This window comes from Acinetobacter sp. YH01005 (assembly GCF_013420465.1).
Classification (GTDB): Bacteria; Pseudomonadota; Gammaproteobacteria; order Pseudomonadales; family Moraxellaceae; genus Acinetobacter; species Acinetobacter amyesii.
This window is the reverse complement of the sequence record NZ_VOYA01000045.1, coordinates 1-8,290: the sequence shown is the minus strand read 5'-3', so window position 1 is coordinate 8,290 and position 8,290 is coordinate 1. Positions and strand designations below refer to the sequence as shown.

The 8,290-nt window shown below is 34.8% G+C and carries 12 protein-coding genes; 9 read left to right on the top strand and 3 right to left on the bottom strand.

Features of this window, described 5'->3' with window-relative positions:
* The first annotated feature begins 185 nt into the window (after positions 1 to 185).
* The 5 genes from FTT72_RS15670 (at position 186) to FTT72_RS15650 (ending at position 2,164) form a co-directional block, all read left to right on the top strand.
* Positions 186 to 389, top strand: a complete 204-nt coding sequence (locus tag FTT72_RS15670) for a hypothetical protein (RefSeq protein ID WP_257226971.1) — start codon at positions 186 to 188, stop codon at positions 387 to 389.
* Positions 379 to 705, top strand: coding sequence for a hypothetical protein (locus tag FTT72_RS15665; RefSeq protein WP_005108845.1), 327 nt, complete (start codon positions 379 to 381; stop codon positions 703 to 705). The genes FTT72_RS15670 and FTT72_RS15665 overlap by 11 nt, the downstream gene beginning before the upstream one ends.
* Before the next feature lie 555 nt (positions 706 to 1,260).
* Positions 1,261 to 1,461: a hypothetical protein gene (locus tag FTT72_RS15660; protein ID WP_163146734.1), complete on the top strand. Its 201-nt coding sequence runs from the start codon at positions 1,261 to 1,263 to the stop codon at positions 1,459 to 1,461.
* 174 nt (positions 1,462 to 1,635) lie between these two features.
* Positions 1,636 to 1,881, top strand: a complete 246-nt coding sequence (locus FTT72_RS15655) for a type II toxin-antitoxin system RelB/DinJ family antitoxin (protein ID WP_111885987.1) — start codon at positions 1,636 to 1,638, stop codon at positions 1,879 to 1,881.
* On the top strand, positions 1,871 to 2,164 hold the full coding sequence (locus FTT72_RS15650; protein WP_074947749.1) for a type II toxin-antitoxin system RelE/ParE family toxin: 294 nt from the start codon (positions 1,871 to 1,873) through the stop codon (positions 2,162 to 2,164). The genes FTT72_RS15655 and FTT72_RS15650 overlap by 11 nt, the downstream gene beginning before the upstream one ends.
* A 45-nt stretch (positions 2,165 to 2,209) precedes the next feature.
* Here FTT72_RS15650 and FTT72_RS15645 read toward each other — a convergent pair whose 3' ends face one another.
* Both FTT72_RS15645 and FTT72_RS15640 read right to left on the bottom strand, forming a co-directional pair.
* Positions 2,210 to 2,530, bottom strand: a complete 321-nt coding sequence (locus tag FTT72_RS15645) for a GrlR family regulatory protein (RefSeq protein WP_179997607.1) — start codon at positions 2,528 to 2,530, stop codon at positions 2,210 to 2,212.
* Positions 2,531 to 2,706: 176 nt separating this feature from the next.
* On the bottom strand, positions 2,707 to 3,081 hold the full coding sequence (locus tag FTT72_RS15640) for a hypothetical protein (protein ID WP_086322809.1): 375 nt from the start codon (positions 3,079 to 3,081) through the stop codon (positions 2,707 to 2,709).
* Between the two features lie 258 nt (positions 3,082 to 3,339).
* On the opposite strand from FTT72_RS15640, the gene mobQ reads away from it, so the two are divergent.
* From mobQ to FTT72_RS15620, 4 genes are all read left to right on the top strand, one after another.
* On the top strand, positions 3,340 to 5,094 hold the full coding sequence (gene mobQ, locus FTT72_RS15635) for a MobQ family relaxase (RefSeq protein ID WP_257235117.1): 1,755 nt from the start codon (positions 3,340 to 3,342) through the stop codon (positions 5,092 to 5,094).
* A 635-nt stretch (positions 5,095 to 5,729) separates the two neighbouring features.
* On the top strand, positions 5,730 to 6,674 hold the full coding sequence (gene repM, locus FTT72_RS15630) for a replication initiation protein RepM (RefSeq protein ID WP_068912167.1): 945 nt from the start codon (positions 5,730 to 5,732) through the stop codon (positions 6,672 to 6,674).
* 3 nt (positions 6,675 to 6,677) lie between these two features.
* Positions 6,678 to 7,232, top strand: a complete 555-nt coding sequence (locus FTT72_RS15625; RefSeq protein ID WP_180005593.1) for a plasmid replication DNA-binding protein — start codon at positions 6,678 to 6,680, stop codon at positions 7,230 to 7,232.
* Between the two features lie 12 nt (positions 7,233 to 7,244).
* Positions 7,245 to 7,388, top strand: a complete 144-nt coding sequence (locus FTT72_RS15620) for a hypothetical protein (RefSeq protein ID WP_166135746.1) — start codon at positions 7,245 to 7,247, stop codon at positions 7,386 to 7,388.
* Between the two features lie 182 nt (positions 7,389 to 7,570).
* On the opposite strand, the gene FTT72_RS15615 is transcribed toward FTT72_RS15620, so the two are convergent.
* The gene (locus tag FTT72_RS15615; RefSeq protein ID WP_005108843.1) at positions 7,571 to 7,885 is read right to left on the bottom strand and encodes a hypothetical protein; all 315 of its coding nucleotides are present in this window, start codon (positions 7,883 to 7,885) and stop codon (positions 7,571 to 7,573) included.
* Positions 7,886 to 8,290 lie beyond the last annotated feature (405 nt).

The window sequence follows — 8,290 nt, the reverse complement described above, 5'->3', positions numbered from 1 at the left end:
CAATGGCTTTTATGGCTTCAGCTTTAAATTCTGCGGTGTAAGTCTTCTGTTTCTTGCTCATGGTAAACTCCTAATGAGTATGTATAGTTTACCAAGTTAAACCCTCCTGTTTTTTAAGCACACATCAACATGCTGATGGATCTAAAGTTCTGCCAATTTTTGCTACAAAAACTCTAGATTGGGATATGGAAACTAAGAGCCTAAAAGTAGATTCGGATACTTATTTTTTAGGTGATAAAGCAGCATATGGAGGCGGAGAATCCTATCCTCTAGAAAAAAATAATTATTCTTGGATAACTGAAGTAGATCCTAGCTGTGATACCTCAAAAGTTATAGTTATTAGTCGACTCATAAGACCAATTGAACAGAACTACCAAAATGAAGAATAGCCTATTTTACTGTCTTGCATTAGTTTTAATTATAGGATGCCAACCATTAGAAAAGAATGGATATATTTCTATTAAAAATTGGACCAATGCCCCAATCACAGATCTTAAAATAACTTATATCAGTGCTCAAAAAACTTATAGCTTAGGTACTCTTTATCCTTATTCGGAATATAAATACGCCATCAACTATGAGCAGCATAATGAGGATTCAATAATCTTTTCATATGTAGATAAAAGTCATAAAAAGATTAATCAAGAAGTAGCTACATATGCAGCCAAATATGATAGGAGAATTTATGAAATAATTATTCAATAGAATATAAATTTATATAGAAATTACAATTACTAATTGAACGAAAGAGCTTCTATTTGAAGTTTCAAAAACTGGAGTTTTCCACCAATCTAACCTCCATTTAACATAATGGCGGTTATACGAAACTTAGATGTAAGCCCAAAGTAGAAATGTCCGCTTTTAGAATATGCACTTTTGCAATTTTCTTATGTTCTTAAAAAAAATAGTTCTAATTAGTACAATAATAACTAGTAGTCTTGCTCTTGCATATGATCCTACAACGCCTTCATATTATTTAACGAAAGAATTGTGATGTGTGCAGAATATTATGCAGACTGTATTGATGTCTATGGGTCTGCTGGTAGCGGTGGAATGTCAGAGTGTGGAAACTCTTTAAATACATGCATCACTACAGGTGATTGGAATCCACCAAATCTTCCTGTACCATCATCGGATAGATTATTAAACCTTTTTAGTTCAGAAACTAGAGAAGCTACAACAAGATATACCACGGCCTAATAAATCAGGATCTCAATGTAATATGATTGGGATCCTTACCAACATATATAGAAGAGAAAAATGGATCAATTAAAAAAAATAAATGATGATTTGTATCAAGCTGCAATATTATTAGACAGTATTCCTAGTAAGATTCAATCAGATCCATCACTAGAAAATAGAGAAAATATCTTACTGATAGGAAAAGCTCTCAGTCATATTTTTGAACTCCAAAATAATATTTATAAAATTCGCCCTGATTTAAAAAATAATAATCAGTAATAACAGTTATTTATAGTATTTTTTAAGAAAGATAGCGGCTCATTTGAGAATATAAAAGTAATATTCTATTTGTAATAGTTTCTCTGAAATTAACATAATACGGATTATACGAACTAGCCACGTAATGCAACTTGCATTACAATATTCCTATGCATTCAATAAATGGGAAAAATAATGGCTACTGTTAACTTCAGGGTCGATGAAGCCCTTAAAGAAAAATCTTATTCAGTTCTAAGAGAACAAGGTATTGCACCTACTGAGTTTTTTACAAATGTCCTTGAATACATTGCAGCGACTGGGAAACTCCCTGTACAAAAAGCCTTACTCTCAGAAGAGGATACCGAGCTATTAGCGATTGTTCGTAAACGTATTAATGATCCTAAAGAAATGTTTGAGGAAATTACTTTAGATGACTTATAAGCTTTTACGTCATAAGGACTTCACAGCTGAATGGGAAAAGCTTCCTAGTGCTATAAGAGATCAATTTAAGAAAAAACTTGCCAAGGTCATAGAGCAGCCACATATTCCAAAGAATATGCTTAGAGGTGATCTTGCAGGTTGCTACAAAATTAAATTATTAAAGGCTGGAGTCCGACTAGTTTATCAAGTTAAAGATGATCAGGTAGTTATCTTGCTCATTACGGTTGGGAAACGAGCTGACAGCATAGTTTATGACGAAGCGAAAAAGCGCATTAAAGACTAAAAATGGGAGCTTAGAGCTCCCATTTTTGACTTCGCATAACGTGTATTATGTTAATTTTAGAAATAAGTCACCTATAAATTTTGCTTTTATATAAACGACTAAATTAGGTCTATTAGTAATACTCCCTAATAATTCATAATCATAATTCGTCTTTTTAATAGATACATTTAAAGTTTCATTTATAGCTTTTTCTATACTATTATCATGTTGTTTTATAATAACTTTCGATTTTTGATTAATGATTTCACCTTGAAAGGAAAATGCATAGTTTCCACCATTTATTATATTATTTTGTACTACAAAAACTCCATTACCAAAATCATTAAAATTATCTTGAAATTCAAGGAAGTAAATACCATCTCGCATTCTTAAAATACCAGTTCAACAAAGTGAGTGTTTTATATATTTTACGCCAATTTCAACTTTAAATAAGCTTTTAGTTGTTCAAACAAATTGAGCTACCTCTCCTGTAATACAAACATTAGCATTTCATAGTAGTTAACCTTTATTTAACATAAAATCTCTTATATGAAATTTAGAACTTATCCCTTAAAAAGATCATTAAAAAGCTCTTTATCTTTCTGTCTATTTTCTTCTGTCTTACTTTCCGCACTTAAAAACTGCTCAAAATCAGCCCATTGATGTTTAAAAGATTCATCATTCTTAAATTTATTCAAAACCCAAGCGCCAAGCAAAATTTTCCGTCTAGTTTCATTTTTCCGTTCTTGAGCTTTGGCTTCACTTAAAAGTTTTTGCTGCTTAAGTTTAAGCTCATTCTGTTTCTGTTTTGCCTGTTCTAAGATCTGCTCTTGTTCTTTTTTCAAATACTCAATTTGCTCTTGTAGAGATAACTTCTTCTGCTGTGCTTTAGTGAGCTTCTTTAAAACTGCATCTTTCTTTTCTTGAATATCTGACATAGTATTAAACCGTGATGATCAATAACCAAACATCATCATAGAGTCAAAAAACAAAGCGAGCAATATCAAACGTAGCGAAGCGAAGTTTTCCCGGAGTGAAACGAAGGGCGCACTTACCCACTTTTATCATTTCATTCAAAAGTGGACGTTGCGACAGGGGAAACCCCTGTACCCCATGACCTCGCTTTAGCATGGTCAGCAACTTTTTCAAAGTTGCAAAAATCAAAACCACGGTATGCAGAAATTTAGGTTTTTAAAGTGGCAATTTTTCATTTGAATGAAAGCAACATCTCACGAAGTGACGGACGTTCAGCCGTTGCTTGTGCTGCTTATCGTGCCTGTGAAAAATTAGAGGATCTGACTTTTGGAAAGACTCAGGACTACACTAAAAAAAAGGGACTTGCATACAAAAATATTTATGCACCAGAACATACCAATACAAAACTTTTAGACCGTCAAACACTTTGGAATACAGTAGAAAAAAAAGAATTCAATGCCAATGGCTCAATGAAAGCCAATGCACGACTCGCCAAAGAATATATCTGTGCTTTACCACATGAATTAACAGATGCAGAACGCATAAAAATCGTTGATGACTTTTGCCGAGACTTTGTGAACAAGCACAATGTTATTGTCGATGCCTGCATCCATGCACCACATGAACATAACGATGAAACCAATAATAAAAACTATCACGTACACATGATGTTCACGACCAGACTCATCAATGAAAAAGGCGAATTAGGAAAGAAACAAAGAATCTTCAACGACCATGGTCCCGAGATCCTGAAGGACAGCCGAGCAACTTTTGCCAATGTTGTAAACACAGTATTGGAAAATGCCGGACTAGACGAACGCATCGACCACCGGAGTTACAAGGATCAGGGCTTAGACTTTCTTGAACCCACTCATCATGAAGGGCATGAAGCTACAGCACTTCGCAGACAATATGACGAGGAACAAAAAAGACCGCTTGAAGAACGTAACACTGAAATTGTGCTGCCAAGAATTGCACTTGAAAATGATGCAATCAAAGCCAAAAATTTAGATGCTGCACGAGAATACCAACAGATCATCAAGGGCCTTGATCAAGAAATTATTGTTCCAAGTCGATTAGAAGATCAGATTACCCAGCTGGAAAACGAACTTCAGTTAACCGAAGCAGAAGAAAAAGAGCTTTTAGCAGAATTAGTAAATCTCAACCTAGAAGAAGAACGCCTGCAAGAACAACAGGTTCAACAGATCGACAACGCATATGATGACTTCATCCGGTGCCAAGATATTTATGCAGAATTTGCCAATCAGTTTTACACCATTCAAAGCAATGCTGCTGATAATCAAAAGCAGATTGAATCAAATCTCACCAAGACAAAACGATGGTTAGCAGAAAACAAAAGCGATTTTTACCTACATAGCAATAATTTGTTTTATGACTCTTATCATCATACTTACAGAGATATAAAAAAACCTGATTTTTATGCGACTGAAAAATCAGTAGAACAGGCAAAAAATGAGAACTGGAGAGAATACGCAACCGAGGTCGAACAACTTGCTAAAGAATACGATATTGAGAATGTCGTCCAACGCTTAGGTCAATGCTCAGAGATACTGGAAAATAATGGGATTGAACGACCAACGATAAAACCCACGTTTTGGCAGAAGCTAAAACGAGAGTACGTTCATTCATTCGATACCCTACATGATTTTAATGATGATATGAGTCCCCTCCTTAAAGCAAAACGGGCAGATGATCTCAAAATTGAACAAGAAAGAATGCAGCAAGTACGCCAAGCGGAAGTAGATCGCCAACGAAGAATTGAAAATGATCGCAGAGAAAGTGAATTTAGAGAGCAATTACGTAAAGAACGAGAGCAAAAAGAACAACGCTATGAACAAGAAAGACACGAACGAGAACATTTGGCATTTTTAAAACGCCAAGAATTGGAAAAACAGCAGAAAAATGAGCCTAAAAAACCAGAAAATGAAAATAACAACGATTACCGACCTTGGTGAATGCTGTTTAAACGCAAAAAAATAGGGTTTTTAGCGATGTTTTGCTAAACCACAGTAGATTTATAGTTGAGTTAAGAAAAAACTCTTAAATCGCAAATGAGAGCATTTAGCGAGTGTCTACGAGCGAACTACAGGGATCTAAATTTTTTCACCTGTTTTTCCCTGATTACAGGCTCCCCTGTGTATCAAGAACTCAGAATCAGAGCATCCCGAATGGGTGCGAACTGATTACGATGGCTTTATGTCGAGCGAAGCGAGTAAAAAGCTCATGAGCGAAGCGAATTCCGAGCTGCTTTTGCTTTTTTTTAAAGTCACAACCCAATGAGCCAAAAAATTGCCCCAACGAATCGAGCGAAAGCGAGATTCAATAGAGTTTGAGCGCAGCGAAAACCAAGGGCAATTTTTCCTTTCCTGGGCTTTTAATTATTTTTAAAGTTTTTAATGCTTTTAGACTCTCTGAAAACCTTTGTTTGCAAGGCTTTCAAGGTGGATAAGACTACAATTTCTTTGTCATAAGACTACAATTTCTTTGTCATAAGACTACAATTTCTTTGTCATAAGACTACAATTTCTTTGCATTTGATTACATCGAATGCTAATGTAGTCTTAATAACACTTATAACCTATGCAGTCTTATGAAAAATGACTTAGTAGTAAAAGATAATGCCTTAATTAATGCCAGTTATAATCTCGAAGTAACCGAGCAACGGCTTATCCTTTTATCAATAATAAGAGCAAGAGAAACAGGCCAAGGGATCTCATCCGACAGTAAATTAGAAATCCATGCTTCTGATTATGCTTCTCGCTTTGATGTCACCAAAGAAGCTGCGTATAACGCTCTAAAAAATGCAGTTAATAATCTTTTTGAAAGAAAGTTCTCTTTTAAGGAAATTCATAAAGATACAAACAAAGAAATTGTAGTCAAATCCCGCTGGGTTAGCCGAATTGCATATGTTGATGACCTTGCTACATTAGAAGTTACCTTTGCACCAGATGTTGTTCCTCTTATTACAAGATTGGAAAAGCACTTTACGAGCTATCAACTTAAACAGGTTGCGCAACTAACTAGCAAATATGCTATTCGTCTATATGAGTTTCTAATTGCTTGGAGAGACGTAGGAAAAACACCTGTTATTTCTTTATCTGAGTTCAGAGAAAAATTAGGACTTGAGATGAATGAATATCAAAAAATGGTTAATTTTAAAAGTCGTGTTTTAGAACCAGCCATAAAGCAAATCAATGAGCTGACTGATATACATGTAAAATACGAACAGTACAAAACAGGAAGATCTATCTCAGGCTTATCATTCACTTTTAAGCATAAAAAAATTGATTCGATACCTTCAGAAAGAGATCCAAACACGGTAGATCTCTTTACCCAAATGACCGATGCACAACGCCACATGTTTGCCAATAAACTTTCAGAGCTACCGGAAATGGGTCGGTATTCCCAGGGAACTGAAAGCTATCCACAATTTGCTATTCGTATTGCTGAGATGCTTCACGATCCTGAAAAAATCAAAGAACTATATCCATACCTAAAAAAAGTGGGATATATGCCATTAAATAAAAGGATTTAGTAAATGGCTAAATTATCACTAAGTGAAGTATCTAACCGCTTTAACGTCAGTCGTTCTACGCTATATAGGGCCATAAAAGAAGGGCGTATATCTCGAAGCGCTGATGGTCTTTTTGATATTGCAGAAGTCATCCGATGCTTTGGAGAGCCGATCAAAAAGCATGAACAAAAACAAGAAGTGGATCAGTCTAAAGATGATGCTGATTTACGTCAGCTTGTTGATTTTATGAAAAAGGAAATTGAGTCATACAAAGATCGTGAGAAACGCTATTTAGATCAAATAGACCGCTTTCAATTGCTATTAGGGCATAAAGAGTCTGAAGAAAAAATGTCTCATGATACACCAGTGACACATTCCAATGATGCACCATGCGACAACAATAATGGAATAAGTGAAACTATTGATAATAATAGAGATAGTGAAATTAAAACATCCCATGAGACATTGGTGACACGCCCTAATGAAACACCAAAACACGTACCAAATACGCATTATGAGACAAAGAAAAAACGTGGCTTATTTGGCCGTGTACTGAATGCTGTTTTTGATAATGACTAAGGGAGAAAGATCATGCCGAAACTGAAAGACATTGCCCTAGGCATTATTGTGGCCCCACTGTTGATCCCGATCATGCTGATCGCATCGTACCAGGATAAAAAGGAGCTGAAAAAAGAGCTGGATAAACGCCAAAAAGAAAAAGACCAGTCATCCTGATTATTCAATTGAGCTAATCAAAATCGTGAAACATTGCTTAAATAATAGGCGTGGAACGTGAAAAATCATAAAAAAAGCCCGGTCATGGAAACTCGGGCTATCAACTAGGAACTACAGCGTTGAATTATAAGGATAATTATAACGCATTTCGTATAAGGTGTATTATGTTAATTTTAGGAGATCTATACAATTCTGTACTTTTTCACAATCATAGAAAAAGCAAATAAAATACTTATCCAAAATAAATAATCAATAAAAAAATTGAGAAAAACAAATTGATCCATGCCGATGAAAATAAATAAAGGATTGATACTTATACTTCCGACTGGAGAGGTTTCACCATCTATAAGGAACTGTAGAGGAAATCCCCCAGCTATGACTTCAACTTCTCCAAGCTTATCTACAACTATGCGGTCAACTAATATATTTTTTTGATAAAGCAAAGATACGTAGGTCAAAATAATTGCTAAGAAATTAAAATATAAAAATTTTTTCATAATTTTATCTCATATATCTATTAATTTTAACAATTTTTAATCAGAGCCTTTTGGAATAATTTGCTTTAATTTCTCTATTATGATTTTATCAAAAAATTCCTTTAATATGAAAAGATTAGAATTTATTTTATTAAGTTTACTTGCAGCCTGTAGTCCAGTTACAGAAAAAATTGAATCAAATATAGTTGTTCCACGTATTCAATATACGGGGGGAGCAGATAATGCAAGTTATAGTGAGGCTAAGCTTATTAGGGAAGGTAAATGCCTATACCTAGAACATGATGTGTGCTGAATTAGCAGGAGACTTTCACTTGGGAGATTCTAGGCAGCTAACCGATAAAAGTCTTCTGCCATTTGATTTGGTGTCTTAAAATCCAAGCCTTTTTGAATTCTTCGCTGATTATA

Coding starts and splice junctions, on each gene's coding strand:
- FTT72_RS15670 (WP_257226971.1), top strand. CDS start 186: ATGGAAACTAAGAGCCTAAAAGTAGATTCGGATACTTATTTTTTAGGT.
- FTT72_RS15665 (WP_005108845.1), top strand. CDS start 379: ATGAAGAATAGCCTATTTTACTGTCTTGCATTAGTTTTAATTATAGGA.
- FTT72_RS15660 (WP_163146734.1), top strand. CDS start 1,261: ATGGATCAATTAAAAAAAATAAATGATGATTTGTATCAAGCTGCAATA.
- FTT72_RS15655 (WP_111885987.1), top strand. CDS start 1,636: ATGGCTACTGTTAACTTCAGGGTCGATGAAGCCCTTAAAGAAAAATCT.
- FTT72_RS15650 (WP_074947749.1), top strand. CDS start 1,871: ATGACTTATAAGCTTTTACGTCATAAGGACTTCACAGCTGAATGGGAA.
- FTT72_RS15645 (WP_179997607.1), bottom strand. CDS start 2,530: ATGCGAGATGGTATTTACTTCCTTGAATTTCAAGATAATTTTAATGAT.
- FTT72_RS15640 (WP_086322809.1), bottom strand. CDS start 3,081: ATGTCAGATATTCAAGAAAAGAAAGATGCAGTTTTAAAGAAGCTCACT.
- repM (WP_068912167.1), top strand. CDS start 5,730: ATGAAAAATGACTTAGTAGTAAAAGATAATGCCTTAATTAATGCCAGT.
- FTT72_RS15625 (WP_180005593.1), top strand. CDS start 6,678: ATGGCTAAATTATCACTAAGTGAAGTATCTAACCGCTTTAACGTCAGT.
- FTT72_RS15620 (WP_166135746.1), top strand. CDS start 7,245: ATGCCGAAACTGAAAGACATTGCCCTAGGCATTATTGTGGCCCCACTG.
- FTT72_RS15615 (WP_005108843.1), bottom strand. CDS start 7,885: ATGAAAAAATTTTTATATTTTAATTTCTTAGCAATTATTTTGACCTAC.